This window comes from Paractinoplanes atraurantiacus, assembly GCF_900215205.1.
Taxonomy (GTDB): Bacteria; Actinomycetota; Actinomycetes; order Mycobacteriales; family Micromonosporaceae; genus Actinoplanes; species Actinoplanes atraurantiacus.
Genome location: NZ_OBDY01000017.1, coordinates 114,942 through 140,780, shown reverse-complemented (window position 1 = coordinate 140,780; position 25,839 = coordinate 114,942). Strand labels below are relative to the sequence as shown.

The window sequence follows — 25,839 nt, the reverse complement described above, 5'->3', positions numbered from 1 at the left end:
CCTACTTCAGCTTCACGATCCACGACATAAGTGAGGACGCGTCCTCATTTGCCGGGATCACGGCGACGGTCTCGGCGCCGCGACCGGGCTGCGGTTGCCTTCACGGTCGTACGCCCGTACGCCGAAGAAGACGTTGTCCTTGGACAGATCGATCGTGATCGTGCCCACCTTGCCCACGTCGCGACTGTGCTGCCACTCCGGGGCCGTGGTCTCCCGCCAGACGATCTCGTAGCCGGCCAGATCGGGCTCGGCGCCGACCTCCCAGCGCAGGGTCGTCTCGTTGGTGAGCTGGGTCGTGTCGATGACCACGCCGCGCGGCGTGCCCGGCGCCTGGGCCAGCGACCAGAGGACGGCGGCGTTCGTCTTCGCGACGCCGGCGATGTACCGGAAGTCGCAGAACTGGATCAGATCGCCGTATTGGACGCCGTTCTCGACGCGTACGTCCTGATGCTCATGGGCGAAGTTCTCCCGGGGCTCCGTGAAGCGGGCCGCCGGATAGCCCCGGAGCAGGAACGAGATGTGATCACTGCCCCGGAGGTAGCGATCGCGGCGCCAGATCACGCGTACGTCAAGGTCCGTGCGGGTGTTTTGGACAAATCGCCCGATCTGCCGTGACGGGCCGTCGTTCTCGCCCCCGACGCTCAGCCGGGTCCTCGCCTCGGCCGCGGTCTCGGAGGTCGGCACCCCCTCGACGAAAAGGCGCACCTGCCGCCGGTGGGGGGCCGTGCCGTCATGCGCGTCCCCGGTGCCCACGATGTCGTTGCTGAACATGGCCTGGATGTCCGCGCCCTGGTCCTTGTAGACCTGGGCCATGTGGTCGGAGCCGTACAGACCCTGCTCCTCCCCCGCCACCGCCGCGAAGACGAGCGTCGCCTCCGGCCTCCTCTTGGCCATGACCCGCGCCAACTCCATGATCACGGCAACGCCCGACGCGTCGTCGTCGGCGCCGGGCGCGTCGGCGGTCGCGTTCATGACGTCGGTCACCCGCGAGTCGTAGTGCCCGGTCACCACGTAGATCCGCTCCGGCGTGACCGAGCCCGGCAGCGTCGCGATCACGTTGGTGATCCGCGTCGGTTGCGGAACCCGCGGCGACACCGGCTGAATGAACGACTGGAGCTCCACGGTCATCGGCGTCCCCGCCGCATATCGCCGCAGCTCCGCGTAGATCCAGTCCCGGGCCGCCCCGATGCCCCGCACCGGGTCGTCCTGCGTGGACAGCGTGTGCCGCGTACCGAAGGAGACCAGACGCCGGACGACGGCCTCGATCCGCCGCGGGTCGATCTCCTTGAGGATCTCCCTCAGCTCGGGCTTCACCGAGGCTTTCGCCTCACCCGCCACGAGCGGCGCCGCCACAGCAGCCGCGGACACCGACAGAAACGTACGCCTCGTCGAGTTGGCCATGCGTCCCACTCTGGCCCGGACAGTGATCGATGTCTATACGCAGTTTCGGGGTAAGGAAGACCCATGCACGTCGACCCCGGCGAGGCACGCTCGGCGTTCCTCGGCCAGATGGACCTCCTGATCGGCACCGCGGCCGGCCTCTCCGACGAGGCGCTGCTGGCGCCGAGCCGCTGCACCGGCTGGACCGTGAGCGAGGCGCTGGTCCACGTCCACCAGGGCTTGCAGGAGATGCTGCTGGGCTGCGTCTCCCACACGGACGCCCCACCCGACACCGACGCCGCCTCGTATTGGCGCGACTTCACCCCCACCGGCACACCCGACATCGCCGGCATCCAGTTCGTCCGGCGCGTGGCCGCCGCCTACGAGCGCCCCTCGGCTGTGCTGAAACATCTGACCCCGACAATTGATGGTGTACGCGCTGCCGTGCTCACCTTCACGCCGTCCGCCGTGCGATTCCAGGGTCACGTGCTCCCCTGGGGCGACTTCCTGGCCACGTGGGCAGTCGAGCTGGCCGTCCACCACCTGGACATCACCACCTCGCCACCGCACACCCCGGCGCTCCTGTTGGCCCGCCGCACCGTCGAGACCTTGGCCGGCGCCCCACTCCCACCCACGTGGCCCGACGAGACAGTGGTCCTGCTGGGCACCGGCCGCGTGTCACCCACCCCGGCGCAGCGCGCCGAGTCCCCGGCCGTGGCCCGTCTACCGGTCCTGGGCTGACACCCACCGGTAGATCTGCCCGTCCCGCAACTCGTAGTCCACAGGCGGCGCCGGCACACCATCGACGTGGGCCAGGACTTTGGTGCGCCCGCGTACGGTCAAGCTGCCCTCGGTCCAATGCAGGTAGGGATGGAAGAGCCGGATCAAAGCTTCCCGATCCCCACGCCCCATCGCGTCGATCACTTCGGCCACGATCCGGTCCACACGTTCAGGATCGCAGGCCTGCACTGCTGCTGGACCAGCGTGGGGTCCTGCGCTCCGACCCCCTACCGTCCGGCCGACCGCCCTCACCAAGCGACTACGGAGCAACTCGGTCGCGCTGCCGAAGACGAGGCGCGGGCCCTGTGGGCGCTGTTGATCGAGACGATCGCGGCGTTCGGCGCTGCCCGCGATGAGGTCTACACGCCCGACGCCGCCGCGCGCGGCCGCATCGCTGCCGTAGTGGCGGCCGCCCCTTTCGGGCCGGAGCACTGGCGACGGGGCGCCGATCACCAGAGCCGGCTCACCGAAGACCCCGAGTTCTTCGCGCCGCACACTCCCGCCCTTCGGCGGCTGACCGCGCGCAGCCTGCTGATCCGGGGTGAGCTCGACGCCCTTCCCAGCGCCGAGGAGCTCCAGGCGTTGCGAAGCGCCCGGCCCGACGCGGAGATCCGGACCTTCCCCGGCTCCGGCCATTTCGTGCACGCCGAACGGCCCGAGGAGTGTGCCGACCTGGTCCGAGGCTTCCTCAAGGCATGATGACCCGGTGAAGGTGCAGCACATCCGGCTGATGGCCGACTACGGGGCGTTTCCGTTGTGGGGGCGCTACGGCGGGTTGTCCCCCGAGGATCTGCCCCTCTCGGCGGAGCTGGTGGCCCGGCTGGAGCGGTGGGGCGACCGGTACGGCGCGGAGCTGGGGCCGGAGTTCGAGTGGAAGTCCGAGGAGGCGCGGGTCGCCTTCATCGCCGAAGGGCGGCAATTGCACGCTTTGGTGAGCCGGGAGCTGGGTGACCTTTACGAGATCACCTACGTCAACGACTACTGAGCGTTATTTCACTGCGATAACGCTGCGGCACCGTCGACCGGTGGCCGACCGATGATCCGTGACTGTCCGAGGTCGGCGGCCGGCCTGACTACGCCGAGTGTGGCGCAGAGGCGTCACGGACCGTCCAGCCGGGGCACAACGCGCTGACCTTGGGTTTTCGTGCGCAAGCGCGTTCTTGTTTCGCCTGGACGGCCGCACCAGGATCTACATCGACCCCGGAAAGATCCTCGTTGCCGCGAGGACCGGAGCCGTTGGAGGCAATCCTTCATGACCGTCACCGCCCTGCCGAACGTTCCGCCCGACCCGGCCGGCGCCGCCACCCCGCAAGAGCTGGGGCGACGACTCCGCGCTCTGATGACTCAGCGTAGATGCTCGGTCGACGCCGTAGTGCGCCGCAGCAGCCTGGCCGGCACCCCCATCTCCCGGGCCACGGCACACAACTTGATCGCCGCCCGCAGCAATCCGCGGCGCGACACCCTTCTGGCTTTCCTGCGCGGCTGCCAGGTCCCCCCACGCGAGCAGATCCGCTGGCTGATCGCCTACGACCAGATCTTCCCGGAGAACCGGCGCCCCACCCCCAAGCTGAGCGCGTCCTGACGCCCGCGGTGGCGGCCACCCCGGCGCCAGGACGCGCTCACCCCACCACCCACCCGGCCCGACAGAGTTCCCCCAGACCAGCCCGCCCGGCGGCGCGCTGAAGAGCCCTGGTGGCCCGCCCACGGCGGCGGGCGGGACCACCAGGGCGGCGCCCCTTCCCCCGCGCCGTTAACATGCGGCGTGCGGTTGCCTCGATACGAAGACGCGCCCCTCGTTGATGCGAGCGGCTGGGTCGAGGACGAACTGTTCTGGCCGGCCTTTCTCTACTGTGTCGGCCTCGCCCAAGGTGCGCCCGAAGCCTTCGATGTGGACCTCGGCGACCTGGAGGCCTATCTCGAGAACTTCGAGGATCCGGGGCAGTGGCCTGTCTTCGCCGTGGCGGTGGCCGGCGGCACCCTTCATCTGGTCGTCTGCACGATGCCCGACGACGCCGGCATCGACTGGGTGGTCGACGAGGGGGTGCGAGCCGCCGACCCCGGTCCGCACTACACCGACGACCATGGTTTGCCCTGGCCGCTTCTGCCCTCCGATCCGGCGTCGCTCCTGCTGGCGCTGCCCGCCTTCGGAAATCCGGACGTGCCCGAGCCTGTCCGCGCCGCCGTGAGCCACGCCCTTCGTTCCGTAGGCGCGGCCAAGATGCTCAACGAACTAGCCGACGACCTGCTGACCCACCGCGCCTGCCTACTCATGTGACCGTCGCCTAGATGTTCTGCCCAGAGAGGTTGGGAACGCGGTCGGCGGGTGGTCCGCCGATGGCGGTGTGGTGGCGGTGATGATTGTAGGTATGCGGGAACCGGGGTAGGGCTTTTCGGCGGGCGTTTTCGCTGGTGTTTGCCTTGGCGTAGGCCCATTCGTCGGTCAGGGTTCGGTGGAAACGTTCGGCTTTGCCATTGGTTTGGGGCCGGTAGGGGCGGGTTTTCTTCACCGTGACGCCGAGTTCGGCGTTGGTCTGGTGCCAGAGGCGGGATTTGTAGCAGGAGCCGTTGTCGGTCAGGACCCGGGTGATGGTGATGCCGTGGCCGGCGAACCAGGCGTGGGCGCGGCGCCAGAACCCGGCAGCGGTTTCCTTGGCCTCGTCGGCCAGGATTTCGGTGTAGGCCAGTCGGGAGTGGTCGTCCAGGGCGGTGTGCAGGTAGGCGTAGCCGATCACCGGGTGGCTGTTCTTGCGTTTTGGTGTGGTGCGCTGTTTGTTGTGGCTGCCGGCGGCGCGTCCTTGGGTGCGCCAGCCGCCGCCGTCGGGAATGTTGCCGAGTTTCTTGATGTCGATGTGGATCAGGTCGCCGGGCCGGTCGTGTTCGTAGCGGCGGATCGGTTCGGCGGTGGCCCGGTCGAGGTGGGACAAACGGGCGGCGCGGGCACGGCGCAGGATCGCGTGGCAGGTTGATGCCGGCAGGCTGAGGCGCCAGCCGATGCGCACGGGCCCGAGTCGTTTGCTGCGGCGTAGGTGCAGGACGCGGCGTTCGATCGGGTGGGGTGTGCGGTTTGGGCTGTGGTGTGGCCGGCTGGATCGGTCGGTCATGCCTGCCGCGCCGTCGGTGCGGTAGCGGTCGGCCCAGCGTTTCGCGGTGGTCGGGCTGACCTGGAACCGGTCCGCGGCCCGGCGTAGCGGCCATTTGTCATCGACGACGCACCGGGCCAGCCGCAATCGGCCGCGTTCGGTCAGTGAGGCGTTAGCGTGGGGCATAGAGGACCTCCCGGGTGAAACGGAACTCTCGACAAGCTCCACCTCACCTGGAGGTCCTCACCTATTTCCGGAACTCCGCCGCGTTACCAACGTCCGTGGTCAGAACACCTAGAACACGACACAGCGCGCGAAGGGCTGCCCGCGCACCCAAATGAAGGCTCTCCTCGCGTCGAGTGATGGCTGCGCTCTCGCCGCGTCTGAAGGCCGATCCCGCGCGGGGAAGATCAGGGTGCCGCCGCCGATGCCAGATGAAGGGCCCACGCCCGAGCTCATCCCCGCACCGCACGAAAGGCCGCGACCGAGCCTGTCCCGCGCACCACGTGGAGGGCCGCGACCGAGCCTGTCCCCGCGCACCATGGAGGGCCGCGACCGAGCCTGTCCTGCGCACCGCGTGGAGGGCCGCGACCGAGCCTGTCCCGCGCACCGCATGAAGGGCCGCGACCGTACTTGTCCCGCTCGCGGCTTGAAGGCCCGCTTTCGAAGGTTTTTGTCGCACGCCGGGGAACGCCGCCGCGTCGGAAGGCTCATCGCGCGGAATCGGGGCTGTCCTTTCGTGGCTTTGGTTGAGCCGCGCGGCGTGGAAGGCCTGGAGCGAGCGAGCTCGGAGGCAATGGCGAAGCACGGGACGGAAGCCGGCGTGGAAACAAGTGACGACGATGTCGGTGGCGACGCTGTGAGCGAAAGGGCGCTCATGGGCCTGGCACGGCTGGGCTGTCGCTGGAAGGGACGCCTGCGGGCGGGAGTGAAGGCTGCGGACCGGGGCGTGGGGCTGTGGCGGCCAAGGCCAGGCGGAGGATGGCCAGGATGGTGGCCAGGGTGGCTGTCGCGATGATGGACCAGAAGATGTCGGGGGTCCACAAGCGGATCTGGGTCAGGCTGTAGCCCATCGAGGCGGGAAGCACCACCAAGGCCAATGTGACCACGGCGGCGCATGAAATCGCCCATATGAGGGCGGCGGCTCGGTGGCGTACGCGGCGGCGTACGGCGGAAATGGTGATTGTCAGCGCTAGCAGGGCGGCCAGGGTGACCAGCGCGTAGAGCGTGCCCCGCAGTAGCGGGTCCCAGGGTGGGGACGGCTCGGGTGTGCCGCCCAAGGCCATGCGGGTGATGTTGAAGGCTATCGACGCCAGGCGCTCGTCCAAGGCGGGGCTGTACGCGTCGGCCAGGACGATCACGCCTATGCCGGCGCTCGGCACCAGGACCAGGTGGGCCCAGAAGCCGGGGTCAGCGCCGGCGTGCCAGACGATGCGGGTGCCGTCGAGCTCGGTGTCGCGCCAGCCCAGGCCGTAGCCGACGTCGGTCTGTGCGGTCTGCATCTGGGTGATGGTGTCGGCGGAGATCACGCGGTGGGGGCCGTAGCGGCCGCCGTTCAGGTGGGCCATCGCGAAGTGCGTCATGTCGTCCAGGGAGGCTGTCACGTAGCCGTACGGCAGGCCCGAAAGGTCGTAGGGGGCCTCGAAGCGGCGTGGATGGCCGAACCAATAGCGGTGGCCGGCTGACTGGGCGACCGTGTGGCGCATGTCGAGCGGGTCGAAGACCTGGCGCTGCAACACCTCGCGGAATGGGCGGCCGGTCACCTCCTGCACCATCGCGCCCAGCACCATGTAGTTGGCGTCGCTGTATTCGGGCTTTCCCAGGCGGGCTGTCGCCAGGTCTCGAACGGAACGGGAAAGGCCGTCGGGACTGTTGTCGAAGCGGTCGGTGCGTGAGGCCCACTGGGGCAGGCCGCTCGTGTGGTTCAGCAGCTGGCGCACGGTGATCTGCGGGAAGGCGAACCACGGCAGGTGGCGGACGACCGGGTCGTCGAGGTCGACCCGGCCCTGCTCGACGAGCTGCATGACGGTCAGGGCGGTGAACGGCTTGGACACCGAGCCGATGAGGAACGGGGTCTGCGCGGTGACGCCCGACGTGTGCTGCTCGACGACGCGGTCGCGGGTGACGATCGCATAGGCCACGCCGGGGATGTTCAGGTCTTTCTGCTGCTGCTCGACGAACGTGGGCACGGCGAGCGTGAGAGCCAGGAGCGCATGGATGAGCATGGAGCCTCCATAACCGTATGGCTGTATGGTTATGGCAGTAAACCGTATGCCGATATGGTTATGCAATGGCCAGGACCGCTGATCATGAAGCTCGCCGCCGTCAGGTCGCCGAGGCCGTCGAGGAGATCGTGGCGACCGAGGGCTTCGACGCCGTCACCGTGGCGCGGACCGCCGCCACCGCCGGCATCTCGGTAGGCTTAGTGCAGCATTATTTTCGGACAAAAGATGAAATGTTGCTTCATGCCTTCACGACTGCGCGTGAGCGCCTCGAGCAGCAGATCCAGGACGAGGCGAAAAGAGCCGACCAAGAAGGCGCGCGCATCGAGGAGATCCTGCTGAACGCGCTGACGCGACTGATGCCCCTGGACGAAAGGAGACGCCGGGAGTGCCGGGTGGAGCTGGCCTTCACCGGCCGCACGGTGGACAACCCGAAGCTGGCCGGGGCGCTGGGCCGCAGCAACTCCCACATCCGCGGCACGATCACGCAGGCCGTGCAGAACGGCAAGGAGTGCGGCGAGGTGCCCGAGGAGACCGATGAGACCGCGGCCGCCGTACGCCTTCTGGCCCTCACCGAGGGTCTACGGCTGCACGCCTACACCGAGCCGTCGGCGATCGCCGCCCGCGAGACGATCGCCGATGAGCTGCGGCGGGTGTTCCCCGGAGAGTGTCACCACCGCTCCGGGGAACAGGACGTCAGGCGCCCCGCAGGGTAGCCCCGAAACGTGACGCCGCGGCGGCCACGGCGGCGTCGCGCGCGGCCAGGGTCTCCTCCGAGGTCAGCGTGCGGTCGGGGGCCCGGAAGGTCAGCTTGTAGGCCAGGGACTTCTTGCCCTCGCCGAGCTGGTCCGACTCGTACAGGTCGAAGAGCGCGACCGACTCCAGCAGCTCCCCCGCGCCCTGTTCCAGCACGGACGAGACCGCGGCGGCCGGGGTGCCGGCGTCGACGACCAGCGCCACGTCGATCAGCGCCGGCGGGAACGACGAGATCTTCTTCGCCTGCGTGACCGGCGCCGCGGGCACGGCGTCGAGGTCGAGTTCCATCACGCTCGTACGCTTCGGCAGCTCCAGCGCCGACACGACCGCCGGGTGGAGCTCGCCCGCGTGGCCCACGACCTCACCGTCCACGCTGATCGCCGCGCAACGGCCCGGGTGCCACGGCGCCAGCTCGGCCGCCGCCACCGTCACCCGGCCGGCGGTGATGCCGGCCGCCGACAGCGCGACCCGCGCCGCCTCGATCGCGTCGGCCCACGTGGCCTCGCGGCCCGCGCCCCACCACCCGGCGGGGGCGATGTCGCCGGTCACGGCCGCGGCCAGGTGCCACGGCTGGTGCGGGACGATCGCGTTGGCGGCCTTCCACTCCTCGTCGGTCGGCTTGCGGTCGACGCCCATCGCCGGCGGCGCGGTGACCGCGAGCGTCGGGAGGAAGACCAGGCCGGTCTCGAAGATCGCCAGGTCGCGGTGGCCGCGGCCCAGGTTGCGCTTGAGCGTCGCCAGCAGCGTGGGCAGCAGCGACGTGCGCAGCAGCGGCTCCTGCTCGGACAGCGGGTTGGTCAGCCGGACCGCGCTGCGCCGCGGGTCGTCGGCCGGGTAGCCGAGCTGGTCGGCGGCCGACGGCGCCACGAACGGGTACGACAGCACCTCGACGTAGCCGTTCTCGGCCAGCGCCCGGCCCACCGTGCGGCGACGGCGCTGGGCCGGCGTGATGCCGGAGCCGCCACGGGCCGGCGGCAGGATGCTGGGGATGTCGTTGTACCCGCCGAGGCGGGCCACCTCCTCCACCAGGTCGATCGGCGTGAGCAGGTCGGGACGCCACGACGGCGGCGTGACCTCGAGCGGCACACTCTCGCGCACCTGGCAGCCGACCTGGGACAGCAGCTTCACGACGTCCGAGGAGGAATACGCGAGGCCGATGCGCTGTGCCGGCAGATCCGCATCCACAGCGATGGTGGAAGGCGCGACGACGTGGTCGATGTCGAGCACCGCGTCGTCAACGGTTCCGCCGGCCTGCGAGGTCAAGATCTGCACGGCTCGTTCCAAAGCGACCAAAGTCAGCTGCGGGTCGACCCCACGCTCCCACCGCTTGGCCGCCTCGCTGAACAGCTTGTGCCGGCGGGCCGTACGCCCGACCATCACCGGATCCCAGTGCGCCGCCTCGAGCAGCACGTCCACCGTGTCCGGCTGCCACTCGCTGGTCTCGCCGCCCATGACCGCGGCCAGCGAGATCGGGCCGGTGTCGTCGCAGATGACCATGTCTTCGGCGTCGAGCACGCGGGCCACGCCGTCCAGGGTGGTCAGCTTCTCCCCGGCCCGGGCCCGGCGCACGACGAGGCCGCCGTTGAGCCGGTTGAGGTCGAAGACGTGCATCGGCTGCCCGAGCTCGAGCATCAGGTAGTTCGTGATGTCGACCGGCAGCGAGATCGCCCGGATGCCGGCCGCGACCAGCCGCTTCTGCATCCAGTCGGGCGACTGCGCGCTCGGGTCGATCCCCCGCACCACGCGCGCCGAGAACCGGTCGCAGCCGACGGTGTCCTCCACGGTGACCGGGAAAGGCGAGGCCGAAGTGGCCGCGGCGAAATCAATGGCAGCCGGATCCGTGTACGCGGCCGAGAACGCATACGAAAGCTCACGTGCCAGCCCCCGCAGGCTCATCTCGTAGCCACGATCCGGGGTGATCTCGACCTCGACCACGACGTCGTCGAGACCCACGGCCCCGCGCGCGTCGGTGCCCGGCGCCGCCGAGCCGGCCGGCAGCACGATGATGCCCGAGTGGTCGCCGCTGAGCCCGAGCTCGGCCGCGGAGCAGATCATGCCGTTCGAGTTGCGCCCGTACGTCTTGCGCGCACCGATCTTGAAGCCACCCGGCAGCTCGCCACCGGGCAGGATCACGACCACCAGGTCGCCCTCGGCGAAGTTCCTCGCCCCGCAGACGATCTCCTGGGGAGCGTCGCGGCCGACGTCCACCGTGGTGAACCGGATCGGCTTCTTGAAGCCGGTCAGCTCCTCGATCGTCAGCACCCGCCCGACGACCAGGTCACCCTTGATCGTGGCGGACTGGTCGACGATCGACTCGACCTCCATGCCCAGGTTGGTCAGGGCGGAGTCCAGCTGATCGGCGGTGAGGTCCGCGGGCAGCTCGACGTACTCGCGCAGCCACGAAAGCGTGGTCTTCATCGCGTCAGACCTCCATTCCGAAGTTCGTGGTGAAGCGGATGTCGCCCTCGACCATGTCGCGCATGTCGCTGACCCCGTTGCGGAACATCAGGGTGCGCTCGACGCCCATGCCGAAGGCGAAGCCCGAGTAACGGTCAGGGTCGATGCCGCAGGCGGTCAGCACGCGCGGGTTGACCATGCCGCAGCCGCCCCACTCGACCCAGCGCGGGCCGTCGCGGTGCTGCTCGAACCACACGTCGAACTCGGCGCTGGGCTCGGTGAACGGGAAGTAGTGGGGCCGCCAGCGGGTGCGCGCCGAGGCGCCGAACATCGCCTTGGCGAAGTGGTCGAGGGTGCCGCGCAGGTGGGCCATGGTGATGCCCTCGTCGACGACCAGGCCCTCGATCTGGTGGAAGACCGGGCTGTGGGTCGCGTCCAGCTCGTCCGAGCGGTAGGCGCGGCCGGGGCTGACCACGTAGATCGGCGGCTGCTTGGTGATCATCGAGCGGACCTGGCCGGGCGACGTGTGCGTGCGCATGACCAGGCCGGGCAGGTCCACGTAGAACGTGTCCATGGCGCCGCGGACCGGGTTGTCGGGCCCGATGTTCAGCGCGTCGAAGTTGGCCCACTCGAGCTCCAGCTCGGGACCCTCCACGATGTCGTAGCCCATGCCGGCGAACAGGTCGCCCATGTGCTCCATCAGCGTGGTCAGCGGGTGGCGGGCGCCGCGCGGGGCGCGGTCCCACGGCAGGGTGACGTCGACCCGCTCCTGCACCAGGACCTTGGCCGCGCGGTCGAGCTCGAGCTCGGCCTGCCGGGAGTCGTAGGCGCCCTGCACGGACTGGCGGGCCAGGTTGACGCGCTTGCCGGCGTCGGACTTGGCGGCCGGCGGCAGCGAGCCGATCTCCCGGCGGGCCAGCGAGACCGGCGAGCGGTCGCCCAGGTGCAGGGGCTTCAGCGCGGCCAGGGCGTCGAGGTCGCCGGCGGCGTCGAAGGCCTGGCGCGCCTCGTCCACGGCGGCCTCGAGGGCGGCCGGGTCGAGCAGGGCGGCCTGCTTCGGGTCGTACGGATCGTTGCGATAGGACATGGTCGGGCTACTCCCCTAACACCTGATGAGCCATCGGGCAGTGTACGGAGGCACGGCTCAGCCGCAGCCCGCCGGTCAGGGAAGACGCCCAGGAGTGTCTAGCGCCCGCGACCAGCGGGCCGGCTAAACAGCATCATCAGTCCTGGCACGTGGCCCAGCATACCGGTCGTCACGACGGGACAGCGACCGTGATGCCCGCGTGGTCCGGGATCGGCGAGTCCATCGCGGTCAGCGCCGCACCGGCTTCCGAGAGATCGACGACGGAGGAGACCAGACGGCCCGGATCGAGCCGCCCGCGGGCCACGAGATCGAGCATCGGCGGATAGTCGACGGCGGCCATCCCGTGCGAGCCGACGATCTCCAGCTCCTGTGAGACGACCAGGTCCCAGGGCAGCGGCGCCCGCGCGGCGACGCCGAGCATCAGGCCGACCTGGACGTGCCGTCCGCCGCGCCGCAGACTCCGCACCGAAGCCTCGGCCGTCTCGGCCGAGCCGTAGGCGTCGATGGCGATGTCGGCCTCGCCGACCACGGACGGGACGACGACCGCGCCGAGGGAGGCCGCCATCGCGGTCGCCGCCGGCGAGGGGTCGAGGGCGAGCACCCGCAGCTTCAGCGCCGCCGCGATCATCACCGCCGAGAGCCCGACGCCTCCGCAGCCGTAGACGGCGACCACGGCGTCGTCGGCCACCGGCCCGTGCCCGGTCAGCGCCCGGAAGGCGGTGGCGAACCGACACCCCAGGGCCGCCGCCGGTACAAAATCAACAGCGTCCGGCAGCCGTACGAGGTTGGTGTCGGCCGCCCGCACCTGGACCTTCTCGGCGTACGACCCGGGGTGGGTGAAGCCGGGCTGGGTCTGGTTGGGGCAGATCTGCGCCCGGCCCGCGAGACAGAACGGGCACCACCCGCACCCGTTGACGAAGGGCGCGGTCACCCGGTCGCCGACGGCGAAGCCCTTGACGTGCGGCCCGACCGCCGAGACGACGCCGGCGAACTCATGGCCCGGGGTGTGCGGCAGCGGAACCGGGTCGTGCCCGCGCCAGGCGTGCCAGTCGGAGCGGCAGATGCCGGTGGCCCGCACGTCGACGACCGCGCCGTCGGGCGGGCAGTCCGGCTCGGGCACGTCGGCCACATGCGGCGTCGCGCCGACGGCGTCGTAGACGATGGCGCGCATCAGCGCTGGGCCCGGGCCGACGCGTACAGGCAGACGGCGGCGGCCGCGGCCAGGTTCAGGCTCTCGGCGCCGCCGTAGATCGGCACCCGGACCCGGCGGTCGGCCTCCTCCAACACGGAGGCCGGCAGGCCGTGCGCCTCCGACCCGAACATCCAGGCGGTCGGCGCGGCCAGCACGCCGTCATCGGCCAGGGAGTCCAGGTCGTCGGCGCCGTATCCGCTGGTGGCGAGCACCTGGAGACCGGCGGCTGTCAACTCGGGAACGACGTCGAGCGGGGCACGGACCACATCTACATGAAACAACGATCCGGCCGAGGCGCGGACGCATTTGCCGTTGTACGGGTCGACCGCGTCCCCGGCGAAGATCACCGCTTCCGCTCCGGCCGCGTCCGCGGTGCGCAGGATCGTGCCCGCGTTGCCCGGGTCGCGGATCTCGGCGACCACCGCGACCAGCCGCGGCTGCTTGGCCAGCGCCTCGTGGATCGGCACGTCCACCTGCTCGCAGACCGCGACCAGGCCCTGCGGGTTGACCGTCTCGGCGAGGGAGGCCAGCCCGTCGTCGTCGATCGGCGAGACGACCGGCGCCTCGGCCGCCAGCTCGGCGTGCCGGGACAGGCCGTCGCCGGTGCCGAAGAGCTCGAGGACGACCCCCGCGGCGAGCGCCTCCCGGACCGCCTGCGGTCCTTCGGCGAGGAATCGGCCGGCCTGGTCGCGATCCTTGCGGCGCTGCAACTTACGGGCGGCGACAACCCTGGGCGTACGGGACGTGAATGTCATCGGGGCTCTCCCACGAAGCAGGGCGCCTCCCGTTCGTACGGGAGACGCCCTGAATGGTTCTTCGAAATCAGGCAGCCTGCGCGGCGGCGCCGCCGGTGCCCTCGGCCGCCACGGCGGCCCGCGCGACCTCGACGATCGCCGCGAAGGCGGCGGCGTCGTTCACCGCGAGGTCGGCCAGGATCTTGCGGTCCACCTCGACGCCGGCCAGCTTGAGGCCCTGGATGAGGCGGTTGTAGGTCAGGCCGTTGGCCCGAGCACCCGCGTTGATGCGCGTGATCCACAGCTGGCGGAAGTCGCCCTTGCGGTCACGGCGGTCGCGGTACGAGTACTGCATCGAGTGCAGCACCTGCTCCTTGGCCTTGCGGTAAAGGCGGGAGCGCTGACCGCGATATCCGCTGGCGGTCTCCAGCAACGTGCGACGCTTCTTCTGGGCGTTGACTGCCCGCTTGACGCGTGCCATTTCAGTACTCCTAACAGGGGAACGTGTGTGGCGCGCGTCAGCGGCCGAGCAGCTTCTTCACTCGCGGGATGTCCGCCTTGGCGACGGCGGTGGTGCCCGTCATACGGCGCGTGACGTGCGAGGACTTGCCCTCGAGCAGGTGGCGCTTACCGGCCTGCTCCGTGCGGAGCTTGCCCTTGCCGGTGACCTTCACCCGCTTGCCCGTGCCGGTGTGCGGCTTGAACTTAGGCACTTGAGCCTCTTTCTGATCTTTCCATGCGAGCGAGGGGCCGATCGGCCCCACGTCGCACGGAAAAGCTGTCTACTCTGCGGTGGTTTCGGCGGGCGCGTCCGGTGCGACGGCCTCACCCTCGCCCTCGCGCGGCTCACGGCCGGGCTTGGCGGCGGCGACGTTGGCCGCGACGGCGGCGGCCTTCGTGGCCCGATGCGGAGCCAGCACCATGATCATGTTTCGGCCGTCCTGCTTCGGACTGGCCTCGACAAAACCCAGCTCCGAGATCTCTTCGCTGAGCCGGCGCAGGAGCCGGAAACCCAGCTCCGGGCGACTCTGCTCGCGACCGCGGAACATGATCGTCACCTTGACCTTGTCGCCCGCCTTGAGGAACCGCACCACGTGACCCTTTTTGGTCTCGTAGTCGTGCGGGTCGATCTTCGGACGGAGCTTCATTTCCTTGATGACGGTCTGCTGCTGGTTGCGCCGCGCTTCGCGTGCCTTCAGTGCGCTCTCGTACTTGAACTTGCCGAAGTCCATGAGCTTGCACACCGGCGGCCGCGCCATCGGAGCAACCTCGACCAGGTCCAGATCGACGTCCGCGGCCAGCTGGAGAGCGCGCTCGAGCGGGACGATACCCACCTGCTCACCCTCGGGGCCGACCAGTCGGACCTCACGAGCCCGGATCTGTTCGTTAACGCGTGGTTCGACGCTGATGGGGCCTCCTCAGAACGTGGATCACCCCCGCAGGCGCGGGAGATCATTGCCAATGTCGGTCGGCCCCGCACCCTCGGTTACCGGGCGCCGGGAAAGCAGAAGGCCCCGCTCGCGCTTTCTTGCAAAAGCGCATGCCGGGGCCCGCTCGACCGGTCATCGGCGTCCAGGAGGACGCACCCCGCGACGAGAATATTCCCGTCGCAGGTGACCGGACCCGGCCCTCCGAATGAATCGAGGACTGCGGGTGGGAGCCGGCGGGCTCCTCTTTCGCGCCCCCACTTTCGTGTGGGCGTGGTCGACTGCCGTGAAGTCTATCAGGTGCTGAAGGTCAGGCCTCGACGGAGGCCGCATGCAGGGCGCGCAGGGTGCGCACGCCCTCGACCGCGTAGTCCTTGTCGGCCGCCTGGAGCGCGTGGATCGAGATCTGCTCCTCGTCGTGCAGCTCCAGCTGGGCCCAGGGCGAGTTGCGGTCGAAGCGCACCTTGCGCACCACCGACCACGGCAGGTCGTAGCCGCCGACCACGTTGCGGATCTTGATGTGGTCGGCGTCGGCCGTCACCTTGGGCCGGCAGAAGGCCAGGACGCCGAGGCCGATCAGGATCCCGAGGCCGATCATGGCGGCCTGGTCGCCGCGCTGGAACGTGCCGGAGTTGTCGAAGCCGGCCGACCCGTGCAGGCCGAAGCTCAGCACGGTGAACAGCAGCGCCACACCCACGGCGAGCGGCACAGCCACCCAGCGAATTTTGAGGGGCCGGTAAACCACCGGCTTTGCGTCCACAACAGTCAATTTACAGCCTGCAATTCGCGATATCGGTGACGAGGATGGCCCGGGCGCCCAGTTCGTACAGCTCGTCCATGATCCGGTGGACGTCGCGGCGCGGCACCATCGCCTGCACGGCGACCCAGCCCTCGCGGTGCAGCGGCGAGACCGTGGGCGACTCGAAGCCCGGGGTCAGCCCGGTCGCCTCGTCGAGCAGATCGGCCCGTACGTCGTACGCCAGCATCACGTAACTCCGGGCGACCAGGACGCCCTGGAGCCGGCGGACCAGCTGAGCGGCGCCCGCGGCCTCCTCGTCGGGCCGGCCGATCAGGATGGCCGACGAGCGCAGCAGCGGCTCGCCGAAGGTGACCAGCCCGGCCTGGCGCAGCGTGGCACCGGTCTCGACCACGTCGGCGATCAGGTCGGCCACGCCGAGGCGGACCGCATTTTCCACCGCGCCGTCGAGCCGCACGACGTCGGCCTTGAGCTCCCGCTCGGCCAGATAACGCTCGACGACACCGGGGTACGCCGTGGCGATGCGCCGGCCGCCGATCGCGTCGGCCGTGATGTCGCTGTCGGCCGGGGCGGCCCAGCGGAACGTGGCCCCGCCGAAGTTCAGGTCGAGCACCTCGCTGGCCGGGACACCCGAGTCGACCAGCAGGTCGCGGCCGGTGATGCCGAGATCGAGGTCGCCCGAGCCGACGTACGTGGCGATGTCGCGGGGCCGCAGGTAGAAGAACTCGACGTGGTTGGCCTCGTCGCGGCAGGCGAGGTCCTTGGGGTCGGTGCGCTGGCGGTAGCCGGCGTCACGCAGCATCTGCGACGCGGGCTGGGACAGGGTCCCCTTGTTGGGTACGGCGATGCGCAGCATGGTGGACGTGCTCCTCTTGATCGATGGGGGAACTCATCGGGGCGGCACGTCACAGATGTCGGTAGACATCCTCGAGCTTGAGACCAGTGGCGATCATCAGGACCTGGGCTTGGTAGAGCAGTTGGGAGATCTCCTCGGCGGCCCGCTCGGGGCCCTCGTGCTCGGCGGCCATCCAGGACTCGGCCGCCTCCTCGACGACCTTCTTCCCGATGAAGTGGACTCCGCGCTCCAGGGCGGCGACGGTGGACGACCCCTCGGGCTTGGCCACCGCTTTCGCCTGAAGCTCGGCGAACAGCTCTTCGAACGTCTTCACGCCGAGCATTTTGCCAACTCGTCACGGGATGGCGACGAACGGCCCCAGCAGGTGAGACGTGGCCTAGGCTGCCGGACATGGTCAGCCGAAACACCTTCACCTCGGTCGGCGGCGCCGCGCTGCTGGTCGCCGCCCTGGCGGGCTGCGCTCCCGCCGACGAAAACTCGTCCCCCACCGCGTCCGCGTCGTCCTCGGGGAACGTTTGCCCTGCTGGCGCGCTCACCACCAAGACGGCTGGCAAGCTGACGATCGGCACCGACAACCCCGCGTACGAGCCGTGGTTCTCCGACAACGACCCCAAGAACGGCAAAGGGTTCGAATCGGCCGTGGCGTACCAGGTCGCTCAGCGCCTCGGGTACACGCAGGACAACGTGATCTGGACCTCTGTGACGTTCAACAACGCCATCGCCCCGGGCCCGAAGGCGTTCGACTTCGACATCAACGAGTTCTCGATCACACCCGAACGGCGTAACGCGGTCGACTTCTCGTCGCCGTACTACCTCGTGCGCCAGACGGTGATCACCACCAAGGGCTCGAAGATCGCCTCGGCCGCCTCGATCGCCGACCTCAAGGGCGCGAAGCTCGGCGCCCAGGTCGGCACGACCAGCTACCAGGCGATCACCGACCTGATCAAGCCGAGCGCCAAGCCGTCGGTCTTCAACAACAACGACGACGCCAAGGCGGCCCTGGTCAACGGCACCGTCGACGGCATCGTGGTCGACCTGCCGACCGCGTTCTACATGACCTCGGCCGAGCTCGACAACGGCGTCATCGTCGGCCAGCTGCCGCAGGTCGGCACGCCGGAGCAGTTCGGGCTGGTGCTCGACAAGGACTCGGTGCTGACCAGCTGCGTCAGCCAGGCGGTCGACCAGCTGCGCCAGGACGGCACCCTCGCCGTGCTTGAGAAGACCTGGCTGGCCGACTCCGGTGGAGCAAAAGAACTGTCGTGACGGTCCAGCTCCACCAACCAAGCGAGATTCAGCGCGGCCGGATCGCTTACCGACGCAAGCAAGCCATCCGGTCCGTGCTGCTCGCCGCGCTCTCGACGGCGGTGATCGGCGCCGTTCTGGTCGTGCTGGTCACCGGGGCGCCCGGCTGGGACCGGGTCAAGCAGTCGTTCTTCGACCCCGACGTCGCCCGCGAGTACCTGCCGGCGATCCTCGAGGGCCTGTGGCTCAACATCCGGCTCTTCGTGGTCTGCGCCGTGTGCGCCCTCGCGCTCGGCCTGGTGATCGCCATCCTGCGCACGCTGCGGGGACCCGTCTTCTTCCCGGTCCGCGCGCTCGCCACGGCGTACACGTACTCGTTCCGCGGCCTGCCGCTGATCATCGTGATCTACCTGTTCGCCTTCGGCATCCCGGGCCTGCGCCTTCAGGGCACGCCCAGCGTGACCGTGCTCGGCGGCGCGGCCCTCGTGATCACCTACGGCGCCTACCTGGCCGAGGTGATCCGCTCCGGCATCGAGTCGGTGCATCCGAGCCAGGTCGCCGCGGCCCGGTCGCTCGGGCTCAGCTACCGCCAGGCGATGCGCCACGTGGTGCTGCCCCAGGCCGTCCGGCGGTCGGCGCCGCCGCTGCTCAACGACACCGTGGCCATGCAGAAGGACGTCGGGTTGATCTCGCTGGCCGGCCCGATCGACGCGATCAGGGCGGCGCAGATCGGCGTCGCCTCGGACGCGAACTTCACCCCGTACGTCGTCGCGGGTGTGCTCTTCGTCCTTTTGGCGTTGCCGTTGATCGGGGTCACCGACTTCGTGACGCTGCGCGCCGCCCGACGCCAGAACGCGGGGACCTGAGATGGTGCTCTCCTGCCAGGACGTCCGGAAGACGTTCGGGGCCAACGTCGTGCTCGACGGGCTCACCCTCGACGTCGGCGAGCACGAGGTGGTCGCGCTGATCGGCGCCTCCGGCTCGGGCAAGTCGACACTGCTGCGCTGCGTCAACCTGCTGGCCGAGATCGACGACGGCACGATCCGTCTCGACGGCGAGGACATCACCGACCCCCGGATCAACCCCGATGCCGTACGGCAGAAGATCGGCCTGGTCTTCCAGTCGTACAACCTGTTCCCGCACATGACCGTGCTCGACAACATCACGCTGGCCCCGGTGCGCGTGCACAAGAGGCCGGTGGCCGAGGCGCGCGAGCAGGCACACGAGTGGCTGAAGCGGGTCGGGCTGGCCGACAAGGCCGGCGCCTATCCGGACCGGCTCTCCGGCGGCCAGCAGCAGCGCGTGGCGATCGTGCGCGCCCTGGTCAACAACCCGCGGCTACTGCTGCTGGACGAGGTCACCTCGGCCCTCGACCCCGAACTGGTCGGCGAGGTGCTCACCATGATCCGCGACCTCAAGGGCGACGGCATGACCATGGTGCTGGCCACCCACGAGATGGGCTTCGCCCGGCAGGTGGCCGACCGCGTGGCCTTCCTCGACAAGGGCAAGGTGCTGGAGGAAGGCCCACCGGCCCAGGTCCTGGGCGAGCCGGTGGAGCCCCGCACCCGCCAGTTCCTGGCCCGCATCATCGAGGCCGGCCGCCTGTAGATTGACGACCGTAGTCACGCAATGACAGGGTGTGACGGCGGGCACGGGGGTGAACCGCCTGATACGGGGACGGCGGCCCCTGCCCACGGGGAAGGACCGCCATGCACCCTGTCTCCGCTGTTCTGGCCGCGCTCCTGACAGCGCCATCGGCCGCTTCCACCACGAGAGTCGACGCCGCCGAGCTCCGCCTCGGCGGTGAACGGGTGCGGGTCACCCTGTCGGCCACGTGCCCGGCCGGCGCCACGATCCGGGTCGAGGTGACCCTCACCGCCGTCAACGGCACCGCGATCGCCCAGGGCACCCACCGCAAGAAGGCCGACTGCACCGGCGCCGCCCAGGAACTCGTCCTGCGGGTCGACCGCGATTCGGCCGGCGCGCTCTTCGTCCGGGGGCCCGCCACCGCCCGTACGGTGCGAACGGTCTGCGACGCGGCCGGCTGCGAGGTCATCCCGTTCGACGAGACCATCCGGATCACGAAGTGATCGCCCCGGTGCTCGCGGCGGCGCTGCTCCTGGCCCCGCCGGCCGCCACGATCGATGTGCTGTGGACGACCATCGCCGCGAAGGGCGCGGCGGTCGACGTGGCGTTCGGCGTCGCATGCCCCGAAGGCTTCACCGGCACGGCCACCGTGAGCGTGGCCCAGGCCCGCCCCTCTGACGGGCTCCCGGCCCGGGGCACCGCCGTGACCGCCCTGACCTGCTCGGGAACGGGGCTGCTCTACACCCAGCGGGTCACCGCGGACGTCACCGGCGCGCCCTTCGAGCGGGGCCGGGCGACCCTGGCCATGCAGGTGGTCGCCTGCGATGAGCGGGGGTGCTTCAGCACCCCGCTCAACCAGACGATCCGGGTCACCAAGACGCCCTAGGGCTTCGACAGCTCCCGCAGGACGAGGGCCGCGTCGAGCACGGCCACCGCGGTGGCCCAGCCCTTGTCCTCGACCGAGTCCTCCAGGCCGGCCCGGTCGCGGGCCTGGCCCAGGCTGTGCACGGTCAGCACGCCGTGGCCGACCGGGGTCGCCTCGTCCAGGGCGATCCTGGTCAGACCGGCGGTCACCGAGTCGTTGACGTATTTGAAGTGGTCGGTCTCGCCCTTGATGACGACGCCGAGGGCGACCACCGCGTCGCACTGGCGGGCCAGGGCCTGAGCGACGACCGGCAGCTCGACCGAGCCCGCCACCCGGTGCACCACGATGTCCTCGACGCCGCACGCCTCGGCCGCCGCCTTGGCCCGCTCGATCATGTGATCGATCAGGTCGGCGTGCCAGCGGGAGCCGACGATGCCGAGGCGCAGCCCCTTCGCGTCGACGGTCTGCAGGTGCGGATCACCGAAGCCGGCCATGTAAGTCCCCCTTTATCGGACAGTATCGCGCCATAAAACTTAGGAGTCAGCCCAACGCCTCGAACAGGTGCCCCATCCGGTCCCGCTTCGTGCGCAGGTAGTGCACGTTCTCCGGGTGCAGCCGCACGGGCAGCTCCTCCCGGCCGGTGACGGTCAGGCCGTACCCCTCGAGCCCGGCCCGCTTGGCCGGGTTGTTGGTGAGCAGCCGCATCGAGCGCACGCCCAGGTCGTACAGGATCTGCGCCCCGGTGCCGTAATCACGCGCGTCGGCCGGAAGGCCCAGCTCCAGGTTGGCGTCGACCGTGTCGAAGCCCTTGTCCTGCAACTGGTACGCCTGGAGCTTGTGCAGCAGGCCGATCCCGCGGCCCTCGTGCCCGCGCATGTAGAGCACCACCCCGCGCCCGGCCGCCGCCACCTTCTCCAGGGCCGCGTCGAGCTGAGGGCCGCAGTCGCAGCGCTTCGAGCCGAAGACGTCGCCGGTCAGGCACTCCGAGTGCACCCGCACCAGCACGTCCTGGCCGTCGCCGATCTCGCCGAAGACCAGCGCCACGTGCTCGCCGTTGTCGACCAGCGCGCGGTAGCCGACGGCCGTGAAGTCGCCGTGCTCGGTCGGCAGCCGGGTCTCGACGACCCGCTGCACCTGCGACTCGCGGTGCTTGCGGTAGGCGACCAGGTCGGCGATCGTGATCAGCGCCAGGTCGTGCTCCTCGGCGAACTTCTCCAGGTCGGGGCGGCGCTGCATGGTGCCGTCGTCGTTGACCATCTCGCAGAGCACGCCGGCCGGCCGCAGCCCGGCCATCTCGGCCAGATCGATCGAGGCCTCGGTGTGGCCGGGGCGGCGCAGCACGCCGCCGGCGCGGGCCCGCAGCGGCACCACGTGCCCGGGGCGGGTGAGGTCGGTGGGCCGGGTCTCGGCCGACGCGAGCAGGCGGATCGTGTGCGCGCGGTCGGCGGCCGAGATGCCCGTGGCCACGCCTTCGCGGGCGTCGACGGTCACCGCGTACGCCGTACCCCGGGCGTCCTGGTTGGTGTGGAACTGAGGGGGCAGGTCGAGGCGGTCGGCCTCCGACTCGGGGATCGGCACGCAGATGTAGCCCGAGGTGTAGCGGACCATGAAGGCGACCAGCTCGGGGGTGGCCTTCTCGGCGGCGAAGATCAGGTCGCCCTCGTTCTCGCGGTCCTCGTCGTCGACGACGATGACGGCCTTACCGGCGGCGATGTCTTTGATCGCCCTTTCGATGTCCTCAAACATTGCGCGCCCCGATCATCTTCTCCACGTACTTCGCGATCACGTCGACCTCGAGGTTCACGGGGTCGCCGACGTCCTTGCCGCCCAGCACGGTGAGCTTGGAGGTGGTGGGGATGAGTCCGACACTGAACGTCTCGTCGTCCACCGCCATGACGGTCAGCGACACCCCGTCGACGGTGATCGAGCCCTTCTCCACGACGTAGCGCGCGAGCGACGCGGGCAGAGAGAACCGCACGACCTCCCAGTCCGCGCCCGGCTCGCGAGCGACGATCGTGGCGACGCCGTCCACGTGCCCCTGCACCAGGTGGCCGCCGAGGCGGCTGCCGAGCGCGGCCGCCCGCTCCAGGTTGACCGGGCTGCCCTCCTCCAGCGCGCCCAGCGACGAGCGCCGCAGCGTCTCGCCCATCACGTCGGCGGTGAACACCCCGTCCACGTTGTCGATGACGGTGAGGCAGACCCCGTTGACCGAGATCGAGTCGCCGTGCCGCGCGTCCGACGTGACCAGCGGCCCGCGCACGGCGAGCACGGCCGAGTCGCCGCCGGTGTCCGTGAGGCCGACGACCTCACCCAGTTCTTCGACGATGCCGGTGAACATCAGCCCTCCAGGGTTTTGTCGCGAAGCGTGGCGGTGAAGCGCAGGTCGGGACCGATCTGCGCGATATCGGTGAGATCGAGTTCGATGGCGTCGCCGATCGTGGCGACACCCGCGTCGAGCAGGGCCGTCTTGCCCGCGCCGAGCAGCTTGGGCGCGACGTAACCGACGACCTGGTCGACCAGTCCGGCCGCGAGGAAGGCGCCGGCCAGCGTCGGGCCGCCCTCCAGCAGCACCGACCGGATCCCCCGGCCGTGCAGCGCGGTGAGCAGGGCGTTCAGGTCGACGCGCCCGTCCGGCCCGTCGCCCACCTCCTGGTTGGTGACGACCCAGGTGGGCGCGGCGGCGTCGTTCACTCGCGCGTTCTCGGGTGTACGCCCGTGCGAGTCGACAACCACACGCAGGGGCTGCTTGATGGCGAGCGAGCCGTCGCGCAGATCACGGACGGTCAGATGCGGGTCGTCGGCGATGACCGTGCCGACGCCGGCCACGATCGCGTCGACCGTCGCCCGCAGCGCGTGCACGTCGGTGCGGGCGGGCTGCGAGGTGATCCACTGGCTGGTGCCGTCGGCGGCCGCCGCGCGCCCATCCAGGGTGGCGGCGAACTTCCAGGTCACGTACGGCCGGCCGCGCCGCACCGCGGTCAGCCAGGCGATGTTGCCCTGGCTGGCCTCCTGGCGGCGGATGCCCGTCTCGACGTGAATGCCGGCCGCCCGCAGCGTGACCGCGCCGCCGGCCGCGACCGGTGTCGGGTCGTCGACGGCGATGACCACCCGGCGCACGCCGGCACCGATCAGCGCCTGGCTGCACGGCCCGGTGCGCCCGGTGTGGTTGCACGGTTCGAGGGTGACGACCGCGGTGCCGCCGCGGGCCCGCTGGCCGGCCTGGGCCAGCGCCACGATCTCGGCGTGCGGCCCGCCGGCGTACGCGTGGAAGCCCTCACCGACGATCTCGCCGTCGGCGTCGAGCAGGATGCAGCCGACCACCGGGTTGGGGCTTGTCGTGCCGAGGCCCCTGGCGGCCAGCGCGATCGCGCGGCGCATCGCCTCGTCCTCGGTCACCATCCGCGTCTTCCTCTCGCGCGCTACTAGCCAAGCGCTGGAGAAAGAGGGAGGAAACGCCGGGAATCGGACACGAGGGTACGCTTCGCGCACCCCGGCCCCGCCGAGGGCAGGGTCCGATTCCGCGCGCTGTCTCCCATCCGGACTGTCTGATCAGGTTGCCCTGATCAACCGTCGGCTCCGGGTTCTCACCAGATCCACCGTCCGTCGTGGTGTCGACGTCCGGGTCGCGGGCTTACCGGCCTGAGAAGGCCGGATCACCGCCGGTTCGGAATTTCACCGAGTCCCGCCAGCGCGTGGTGGGTCACCCACGAGTTTTACACGCGCGATCGTGTTTGCCGACCCCGGGCGAGACATGTCACATGTCCTCAGCTTGACGAACATGTTGCAACACCTTTAAGCGTCGCCCTCGTCCTCGGACTCGGCGCGGCGGCGGTCGATAGCGACATACGACCCGGGCTGGGATTTCGCGACCTTTTTCATCTCGGAGGCCACGGCGATCACCACGCGGGGATCGGTGAAACGGCGGCCCTCGACCGTCGCCTGGGCCACGCCGATGGACAGGGTCACCAGGGCGGCCCGGTTCTTGTTGCCGCGGCGGTCGGGCACCTCGATGTAGCCACGCCGCGCGTCCTCCGGGTCGTAGAGCTGGTCGGCCGACTGCTCGAAGTCGGTGACCGTGCGCTTGGTCAGCGGCAGCACCTGGTCGGGGTGGCAGATGAAGACGAAGTCGTCGCCGCCGATGTGGCCCAGGAAGATCGAGGGCGGCCCGACCGCGACCACGGCGCGGTGCAGGCTGCGGGCGAGCTCGGTGATGAACTCGTCGCCGCGGTCGAAGCCGTACACGTCGTTGACGCTCTTGAACCGGTCGACGTCGATATACCCGACCGAATACTCCCCGCCGGCCTTCATCCGGTCGGCGATCTCGCGCCGGACCCGGGCGTTGCCGGGCAGGCCGGTCAGCGGCGACACCTCGCGGAACTCTTTGTTGCGCCGCAGCGTGGAGGAGACGCGGGCGATCAGCTCGGCGGTGTCGAACGGCTTGACCAGGTAGTCGTCGACACCGGCGGTGAGGCCCACCACCTTGTCGACGGTCATGCTCTTGGCGGTCAACATGATCACCGGGAGGGCCGAGGTGAGCGGCTCGGCGCGCAGCCGGCGGGTCAGCTCGACGCCGTCCATGCGCGGCATCATCCAGTCGACCACGGCCAGGTCGGGCCGCTGGGAGTCCATCACCTCGAGCGCTTCCTGCCCGTCGCGGGCGCGGACCACGTCATACCCGTGGACCTTGAGGTTGAACTCCACGAAACTCGCGATGTCCTGGTCGTCGTCGACGACCAGGATGAGGTCGGGCCGGTCATCGGGCTCGCGACCGAGCTCGTCGGGCTTGTCGGGGATGACCCCAGTGCTCATGAGACTCCTTCCGCGAGGGCACGGAGCTTACGGATGGCCTCGGCCGGGTCGGCCGCCCCGTAGACCGCCGTGCCGGCCACGAACGCGTCGGCGCCCGCCTCGGCGGCCTGCTCGATGGTGCCGGCCGCGATGCCACCGTCGACCTCGAGGCGCACATCAAGGTCTTTCGCCGAGATGCGCCGCCGCACGTCACGCACCTTGTCCAGCATCTCGGGCATGAATTTCTGCCCGCCGAAACCGGCCTTGATCGTCATGATCAGCACGGTGTCCACATAGGGAAGGAGCTCGAGATAGGGCTCGACGGGCGTGTCCCGGTCGATGGCCAGGCCCGCCTTGGCCCCGGCCGCGCGCAGCGTCTTGGCCAGGTGCACCGGGTCCTCGCAGGCCTCGGCGTGGAAGGTGACGTTGTAGGCGCCGGCCTCGGCATAACCCGGCGCCCAGCGCTCCGGGTCGGTGATCATCAGGTGCACGTCGAACGGGATCTCCGTCGCCTTGCGCAGGCTCTGCACCACCGGCAACCCGATCGTCAGGTTGGGCACGAAATGGTTGTCCATGACGTCCACGTGCACCCAGTCGGCGGCGCCCTCGATCGCGCGCACCTCGTCGGCGAGACGCGCGAAGTCGGCGGCCAGAATGCTCGGGGCGATGATCGGCGATGGTGTCACGGC

The 25,839-nt window shown here is 70.0% G+C and carries 31 protein-coding genes and 1 riboswitch; of the genes, 11 read left to right on the top strand and 20 right to left on the bottom strand.

From position 1 onward, the window contains the following. Positions 1 to 57: 57 nt before the first annotated feature. Positions 58 to 1,401, bottom strand: coding sequence for a M20/M25/M40 family metallo-hydrolase (locus CRP55_RS31475; RefSeq protein WP_097324740.1), 1,344 nt, complete (start codon positions 1,399 to 1,401; stop codon positions 58 to 60). 63 nt (positions 1,402 to 1,464) lie between these two features. Here CRP55_RS31475 and CRP55_RS31470 point away from each other — a divergent pair, with 63 nt between their 5' ends. Further along, a complete protein-coding gene (locus CRP55_RS31470) occupies positions 1,465 to 2,121 on the top strand; it encodes a maleylpyruvate isomerase N-terminal domain-containing protein (RefSeq protein WP_097324738.1) in 657 nt (218 codons plus the stop codon). Here the strand turns inward: CRP55_RS31470 and CRP55_RS31465 are convergent. Further along, positions 2,104 to 2,325 (bottom strand): nuclear transport factor 2 family protein, encoded by a 222-nt coding sequence (locus CRP55_RS31465; protein ID WP_097324735.1) that lies wholly within the window; start codon positions 2,323 to 2,325, stop codon positions 2,104 to 2,106. The two genes, CRP55_RS31470 and CRP55_RS31465, sit on opposite strands and share 18 nt — an antisense overlap. Positions 2,326 to 2,475: 150 nt before the next feature. Here CRP55_RS31465 and CRP55_RS31460 point away from each other — a divergent pair, with 150 nt between their 5' ends. From CRP55_RS31460 to CRP55_RS31445, 4 genes are all read left to right on the top strand, one after another. Then, the gene (locus CRP55_RS31460; RefSeq protein WP_097324732.1) at positions 2,476 to 2,859 is read left to right on the top strand and encodes an alpha/beta fold hydrolase; all 384 of its coding nucleotides are present in this window, start codon (positions 2,476 to 2,478) and stop codon (positions 2,857 to 2,859) included. 7 nt (positions 2,860 to 2,866) lie between these two features. Next, positions 2,867 to 3,145 (top strand): immunity protein CdiI family protein, encoded by a 279-nt coding sequence (locus CRP55_RS31455; RefSeq protein ID WP_218854745.1) that lies wholly within the window; start codon positions 2,867 to 2,869, stop codon positions 3,143 to 3,145. Positions 3,146 to 3,412: 267 nt separating this feature from the next. Continuing rightward, positions 3,413 to 3,742 (top strand): helix-turn-helix domain-containing protein, encoded by a 330-nt coding sequence (locus tag CRP55_RS31450; protein ID WP_097324730.1) that lies wholly within the window; start codon positions 3,413 to 3,415, stop codon positions 3,740 to 3,742. Positions 3,743 to 3,922: 180 nt separating this feature from the next. Next, positions 3,923 to 4,435, top strand: a complete 513-nt coding sequence (locus tag CRP55_RS31445; protein WP_097324728.1) for a hypothetical protein — start codon at positions 3,923 to 3,925, stop codon at positions 4,433 to 4,435. A gap of 7 nt (positions 4,436 to 4,442) precedes the next feature. Here CRP55_RS31445 and CRP55_RS31440 read toward each other — a convergent pair whose 3' ends face one another. Continuing rightward, the gene (locus CRP55_RS31440) at positions 4,443 to 5,426 is read right to left on the bottom strand and encodes an IS481 family transposase (RefSeq protein ID WP_097324724.1); all 984 of its coding nucleotides are present in this window, start codon (positions 5,424 to 5,426) and stop codon (positions 4,443 to 4,445) included. A gap of 689 nt (positions 5,427 to 6,115) precedes the next feature. After that, positions 6,116 to 7,465 (bottom strand): serine hydrolase domain-containing protein, encoded by a 1,350-nt coding sequence (locus tag CRP55_RS31435; protein ID WP_097324720.1) that lies wholly within the window; start codon positions 7,463 to 7,465, stop codon positions 6,116 to 6,118. Positions 7,466 to 7,530: 65 nt separating this feature from the next. Between CRP55_RS31435 and CRP55_RS31430 the strand changes: the two genes are divergently transcribed. Further along, the gene (locus tag CRP55_RS31430; RefSeq protein ID WP_097324716.1) at positions 7,531 to 8,178 is read left to right on the top strand and encodes a TetR/AcrR family transcriptional regulator; all 648 of its coding nucleotides are present in this window, start codon (positions 7,531 to 7,533) and stop codon (positions 8,176 to 8,178) included. On the opposite strand, the gene pheT is transcribed toward CRP55_RS31430, so the two are convergent. The 10 genes from pheT to CRP55_RS31380 all read right to left on the bottom strand — a co-directional run bounded on the left by pheT (position 8,159) and on the right by CRP55_RS31380 (position 16,981). After that, on the bottom strand, positions 8,159 to 10,636 hold the full coding sequence (gene pheT / locus CRP55_RS31425; protein ID WP_097324712.1) for a phenylalanine--tRNA ligase subunit beta: 2,478 nt from the start codon (positions 10,634 to 10,636) through the stop codon (positions 8,159 to 8,161). The genes CRP55_RS31430 and pheT overlap by 20 nt on opposite strands. Positions 10,637 to 10,640: 4 nt before the next feature. Then, positions 10,641 to 11,702, bottom strand: a complete 1,062-nt coding sequence (pheS, locus tag CRP55_RS31420; RefSeq protein WP_097324709.1) for a phenylalanine--tRNA ligase subunit alpha — start codon at positions 11,700 to 11,702, stop codon at positions 10,641 to 10,643. 169 nt (positions 11,703 to 11,871) lie between these two features. Further along, positions 11,872 to 12,873 (bottom strand): alcohol dehydrogenase catalytic domain-containing protein, encoded by a 1,002-nt coding sequence (locus tag CRP55_RS31415; protein WP_097324705.1) that lies wholly within the window; start codon positions 12,871 to 12,873, stop codon positions 11,872 to 11,874. Then, positions 12,873 to 13,649 (bottom strand): TrmH family RNA methyltransferase, encoded by a 777-nt coding sequence (locus CRP55_RS31410; RefSeq protein ID WP_097324703.1) that lies wholly within the window; start codon positions 13,647 to 13,649, stop codon positions 12,873 to 12,875. Before CRP55_RS31410 ends, CRP55_RS31415 begins: the two co-directional genes overlap by 1 nt. Before the next feature lie 67 nt (positions 13,650 to 13,716). Beyond that, on the bottom strand, positions 13,717 to 14,109 hold the full coding sequence (rplT, locus tag CRP55_RS31405) for a 50S ribosomal protein L20 (protein ID WP_097324701.1): 393 nt from the start codon (positions 14,107 to 14,109) through the stop codon (positions 13,717 to 13,719). Positions 14,110 to 14,146: 37 nt separating this feature from the next. Continuing rightward, positions 14,147 to 14,341 carry a 50S ribosomal protein L35 gene (gene rpmI, locus CRP55_RS31400; RefSeq protein WP_097324698.1) on the bottom strand — a complete coding sequence of 65 codons (195 nt, stop codon included), beginning with the start codon at positions 14,339 to 14,341 and terminating at the stop codon, positions 14,147 to 14,149. A gap of 69 nt (positions 14,342 to 14,410) precedes the next feature. Continuing rightward, positions 14,411 to 15,037, bottom strand: a complete 627-nt coding sequence (infC, locus tag CRP55_RS31395) for a translation initiation factor IF-3 (protein WP_097324695.1) — start codon at positions 15,035 to 15,037, stop codon at positions 14,411 to 14,413. Between the two features lie 328 nt (positions 15,038 to 15,365). Then, positions 15,366 to 15,815, bottom strand: coding sequence for a PH domain-containing protein (locus CRP55_RS31390; RefSeq protein ID WP_438865828.1), 450 nt, complete (start codon positions 15,813 to 15,815; stop codon positions 15,366 to 15,368). A gap of 10 nt (positions 15,816 to 15,825) precedes the next feature. Continuing rightward, entirely contained in the window at positions 15,826 to 16,668 is an 843-nt protein-coding gene (gene hisG / locus CRP55_RS31385; RefSeq protein WP_097324690.1) for an ATP phosphoribosyltransferase, read from the bottom strand. Positions 16,669 to 16,717: 49 nt separating this feature from the next. Then, the gene (locus CRP55_RS31380) at positions 16,718 to 16,981 is read right to left on the bottom strand and encodes a phosphoribosyl-ATP diphosphatase (protein WP_097324843.1); all 264 of its coding nucleotides are present in this window, start codon (positions 16,979 to 16,981) and stop codon (positions 16,718 to 16,720) included. Between the two features lie 77 nt (positions 16,982 to 17,058). On the opposite strand from CRP55_RS31380, the gene CRP55_RS31375 reads away from it, so the two are divergent. From CRP55_RS31375 to CRP55_RS31355, 5 genes are all read left to right on the top strand, one after another. Further along, positions 17,059 to 17,931, top strand: a complete 873-nt coding sequence (locus CRP55_RS31375) for an ABC transporter substrate-binding protein (protein ID WP_097324687.1) — start codon at positions 17,059 to 17,061, stop codon at positions 17,929 to 17,931. Continuing rightward, positions 17,928 to 18,776 (top strand): amino acid ABC transporter permease, encoded by an 849-nt coding sequence (locus tag CRP55_RS31370; RefSeq protein ID WP_097324685.1) that lies wholly within the window; start codon positions 17,928 to 17,930, stop codon positions 18,774 to 18,776. The genes CRP55_RS31375 and CRP55_RS31370 overlap by 4 nt, the downstream gene beginning before the upstream one ends. Position 18,777: 1 nt before the next feature. Further along, complete coding sequence (locus tag CRP55_RS31365; protein WP_097324682.1) at positions 18,778 to 19,518, top strand: amino acid ABC transporter ATP-binding protein; 741 nt, start codon at positions 18,778 to 18,780, stop codon at positions 19,516 to 19,518. Positions 19,519 to 19,619: 101 nt separating this feature from the next. After that, complete coding sequence (locus CRP55_RS31360; protein ID WP_097324680.1) at positions 19,620 to 20,000, top strand: hypothetical protein; 381 nt, start codon at positions 19,620 to 19,622, stop codon at positions 19,998 to 20,000. Next, positions 19,997 to 20,383, top strand: a complete 387-nt coding sequence (locus CRP55_RS31355) for a hypothetical protein (protein WP_097324677.1) — start codon at positions 19,997 to 19,999, stop codon at positions 20,381 to 20,383. Before CRP55_RS31360 ends, CRP55_RS31355 begins: the two co-directional genes overlap by 4 nt. Here CRP55_RS31355 and ribH read toward each other — a convergent pair. The 6 genes from ribH to rpe all read right to left on the bottom strand — a co-directional run bounded on the left by ribH (position 20,380) and on the right by rpe (position 25,836). Beyond that, positions 20,380 to 20,856 (bottom strand): 6,7-dimethyl-8-ribityllumazine synthase, encoded by a 477-nt coding sequence (gene ribH / locus CRP55_RS31350; RefSeq protein ID WP_097324673.1) that lies wholly within the window; start codon positions 20,854 to 20,856, stop codon positions 20,380 to 20,382. The genes CRP55_RS31355 and ribH overlap by 4 nt on opposite strands. 46 nt (positions 20,857 to 20,902) lie before the next feature. Then, positions 20,903 to 22,108: a bifunctional 3,4-dihydroxy-2-butanone-4-phosphate synthase/GTP cyclohydrolase II gene (locus CRP55_RS31345; RefSeq protein ID WP_097324670.1), complete on the bottom strand. Its 1,206-nt coding sequence runs from the start codon at positions 22,106 to 22,108 to the stop codon at positions 20,903 to 20,905. Then, positions 22,101 to 22,700 carry a riboflavin synthase gene (locus CRP55_RS31340; protein WP_097324667.1) on the bottom strand — a complete coding sequence of 200 codons (600 nt, stop codon included), beginning with the start codon at positions 22,698 to 22,700 and terminating at the stop codon, positions 22,101 to 22,103. Before CRP55_RS31340 ends, CRP55_RS31345 begins: the two co-directional genes overlap by 8 nt. Further along, positions 22,700 to 23,761 carry a bifunctional diaminohydroxyphosphoribosylaminopyrimidine deaminase/5-amino-6-(5-phosphoribosylamino)uracil reductase RibD gene (gene ribD / locus CRP55_RS31335; RefSeq protein ID WP_097324663.1) on the bottom strand — a complete coding sequence of 354 codons (1,062 nt, stop codon included), beginning with the start codon at positions 23,759 to 23,761 and terminating at the stop codon, positions 22,700 to 22,702. The genes CRP55_RS31340 and ribD overlap by 1 nt, the downstream gene beginning before the upstream one ends. A 121-nt stretch (positions 23,762 to 23,882) precedes the next feature. Continuing rightward, positions 23,883 to 24,056: riboswitch (FMN riboswitch) on the bottom strand. A 98-nt stretch (positions 24,057 to 24,154) separates the two neighbouring features. Next, entirely contained in the window at positions 24,155 to 25,171 is a 1,017-nt protein-coding gene (locus CRP55_RS31330; RefSeq protein WP_097324660.1) for a GGDEF domain-containing response regulator, read from the bottom strand. Beyond that, on the bottom strand, positions 25,168 to 25,836 hold the full coding sequence (gene rpe, locus CRP55_RS31325; RefSeq protein ID WP_097324657.1) for a ribulose-phosphate 3-epimerase: 669 nt from the start codon (positions 25,834 to 25,836) through the stop codon (positions 25,168 to 25,170). The genes CRP55_RS31330 and rpe overlap by 4 nt, the downstream gene beginning before the upstream one ends. Positions 25,837 to 25,839 lie beyond the last annotated feature (3 nt).

Excerpts from the sequence above, each read along its gene's own strand:
- CRP55_RS31475 (WP_097324740.1), bottom strand. The coding sequence starts at position 1,401 with ATGGCCAACTCGACGAGGCGTACGTTTCTGTCGGTGTCCGCGGCTGCT.
- pheT (WP_097324712.1), bottom strand. The coding sequence starts at position 10,636 with ATGAAGACCACGCTTTCGTGGCTGCGCGAGTACGTCGAGCTGCCCGCG.
- hisG (WP_097324690.1), bottom strand. The coding sequence starts at position 16,668 with ATGCTGCGCATCGCCGTACCCAACAAGGGGACCCTGTCCCAGCCCGCG.
- CRP55_RS31470 (WP_097324738.1), top strand. The coding sequence starts at position 1,465 with ATGCACGTCGACCCCGGCGAGGCACGCTCGGCGTTCCTCGGCCAGATG.
- CRP55_RS31330 (WP_097324660.1), bottom strand. The coding sequence starts at position 25,171 with ATGAGCACTGGGGTCATCCCCGACAAGCCCGACGAGCTCGGTCGCGAG.
- CRP55_RS31435 (WP_097324720.1), bottom strand. The coding sequence starts at position 7,465 with ATGCTCATCCATGCGCTCCTGGCTCTCACGCTCGCCGTGCCCACGTTC.
- CRP55_RS31360 (WP_097324680.1), top strand. The coding sequence starts at position 19,620 with ATGCACCCTGTCTCCGCTGTTCTGGCCGCGCTCCTGACAGCGCCATCG.
- CRP55_RS31440 (WP_097324724.1), bottom strand. The coding sequence starts at position 5,426 with ATGCCCCACGCTAACGCCTCACTGACCGAACGCGGCCGATTGCGGCTG.
- ribH (WP_097324673.1), bottom strand. The coding sequence starts at position 20,856 with ATGGCCGGCTTCGGTGATCCGCACCTGCAGACCGTCGACGCGAAGGGG.
- CRP55_RS31415 (WP_097324705.1), bottom strand. The coding sequence starts at position 12,873 with ATGCGCGCCATCGTCTACGACGCCGTCGGCGCGACGCCGCATGTGGCC.
- CRP55_RS31430 (WP_097324716.1), top strand. The coding sequence starts at position 7,531 with ATGGCCAGGACCGCTGATCATGAAGCTCGCCGCCGTCAGGTCGCCGAG.
- CRP55_RS31450 (WP_097324730.1), top strand. The coding sequence starts at position 3,413 with ATGACCGTCACCGCCCTGCCGAACGTTCCGCCCGACCCGGCCGGCGCC.
- CRP55_RS31410 (WP_097324703.1), bottom strand. The coding sequence starts at position 13,649 with ATGACATTCACGTCCCGTACGCCCAGGGTTGTCGCCGCCCGTAAGTTG.
- rplT (WP_097324701.1), bottom strand. The coding sequence starts at position 14,109 with ATGGCACGCGTCAAGCGGGCAGTCAACGCCCAGAAGAAGCGTCGCACG.
- CRP55_RS31340 (WP_097324667.1), bottom strand. The coding sequence starts at position 22,700 with ATGTTCACCGGCATCGTCGAAGAACTGGGTGAGGTCGTCGGCCTCACG.
- ribD (WP_097324663.1), bottom strand. The coding sequence starts at position 23,761 with ATGGTGACCGAGGACGAGGCGATGCGCCGCGCGATCGCGCTGGCCGCC.
- CRP55_RS31375 (WP_097324687.1), top strand. The coding sequence starts at position 17,059 with ATGGTCAGCCGAAACACCTTCACCTCGGTCGGCGGCGCCGCGCTGCTG.
- CRP55_RS31345 (WP_097324670.1), bottom strand. The coding sequence starts at position 22,108 with ATGTTTGAGGACATCGAAAGGGCGATCAAAGACATCGCCGCCGGTAAG.
- CRP55_RS31365 (WP_097324682.1), top strand. The coding sequence starts at position 18,778 with ATGGTGCTCTCCTGCCAGGACGTCCGGAAGACGTTCGGGGCCAACGTC.
- pheS (WP_097324709.1), bottom strand. The coding sequence starts at position 11,702 with ATGTCCTATCGCAACGATCCGTACGACCCGAAGCAGGCCGCCCTGCTC.